Source organism: Bacteroidota bacterium (assembly GCA_034723125.1).
Lineage (GTDB): Bacteria > Bacteroidota > Bacteroidia > CAILMK01 > JAAYUY01 > JAYEOP01.
On the sequence record JAYEOP010000592.1, the window covers coordinates 1 to 1,545 of the forward strand.

At 27.1% G+C, this 1,545-nt stretch carries 2 protein-coding genes; both read left to right on the forward strand.

Going from position 1 to position 1,545, the window contains the following annotated elements; translation table 11 throughout:
• On the forward strand, positions 1–322 hold a 322-nt coding region (locus tag U9R42_14760; protein MEA3497286.1), incomplete at its 5' end, for a T9SS type A sorting domain-containing protein.
• Positions 323–376: 54 nt separating this feature from the next.
• A partial coding sequence (locus U9R42_14765) for a hypothetical protein (GenBank protein ID MEA3497287.1) occupies positions 377–1,545 on the forward strand: 1,169 nt, incomplete at its 3' end.

Consider the following 1,545-nt stretch of genomic DNA (forward strand, 5'->3'; position numbering starts at 1 on the left):
TATTGATATTGGTGCTTATGAAAATAATGGAAGTAATCCTCCAATAGCACCACCATTATCTATTGATAAAAATGATAATAATGATATTATTGTTTCATGTTATCCAAATCCGGTAAATAATGTTTTGAATTTAAGTTTTAGTAGTAATCTTAATAGATTAAATAAAATTGAAATTTATAATATAGAAGGTAAAAAAATAAAAACTTTTACTTCAGAGAAACAAAATGTTTCTTTTGATGTATCATCATTTGATTACGGTTTATACCAAATTATTATATCAAATGAACAATCAATAAAAACATTGAATTTTTTAAAACTTTAATAAATTTAAAGGTTGTCTAATGTTTTAGCAATAGGCAACCTTTTTTTTCATTTTATGAGATTTAAGATCATATTTATTATATCATTTTTTTTAATTGTAAGTACAATTAATTCAAATGCTCAAAAGGAAGCTTCTTGGTGGTATTTTGGACAAAAATCAGGAATTCATTTTTCTAAGGATACAATTAAAGCAGATACAAACGGACAAATCTCTACAACTTATTCGTGTGCCTCAATTTCTGACAAAGATGGTAATTTATTGTTTTATACAAATGGGGACCAAGTATGGAATAAACAGCATGATTCAATGAAAAATGGAGCAAATATTTCAATTTCAAATCCATGGCTTACAAATAAATTTTCAAATGTTTCTATAATCATTCCACATCCTGGCAATAAACAACAATATTATATTTTCTCTATAAATAATATCCATGGTTTTAGTTCTACTGGAAGTCATATTTATTATTCCATTATAGACATGTCTTTTGAAAATGGAATTGGAAAGGTTATATCAAAAAATAATTTATTATTGAGTGATGTCTGTTTTAAATTAACAGCAATTCACCATTCAAACAAAAAATCTGTTTGGTTAGTAACCCATACGGTGAACAATAATTCCTTCTATTCTTTTTTAATAAATAAAGATGGTATAAACCTTAATCCTATAACATCAAATGTTGGTAGTAGTCACATAACAACTGCACCTGTAAAAAGTTACAAATATGGTAACCTAAAAATTTCACCTAATGGAGAAAAAATTGTTTCATTAAAATCTACACCAAAAACTGGAATATATGCACAAACAAATTTTGAAGTTTTTGATTTTAATACAGCAAATGGCAAAGTATCAAATCCTCTCAGTACAATTATTCAATACCCATATTATTGCGAATTTTCATCTAATGGGCAATATCTATATTTACGCATTGGAGGGCAATTATTTCAATATGATTTCAGCAAAATTGATTCACTTTCATTTTTTAATAGTAAAAGATTTTGTGCATATCCTTCCTCAGCAATGCAATTACAATTAGGAATGGATGGTCGAATATATATTGGTAAATTTGGTATTGTTTCTAACCCTTTTTACTATTTAGGAGTAATAAACGAACCAAATAAAGAGGGAATATCATGTAACTATATTGATTCCGGCTTGTATTTAGGAGGACGAAAGGTTGAGCAAGGTCTACCCTTCTTCCTCCAATCCTATTTCTTCAAACC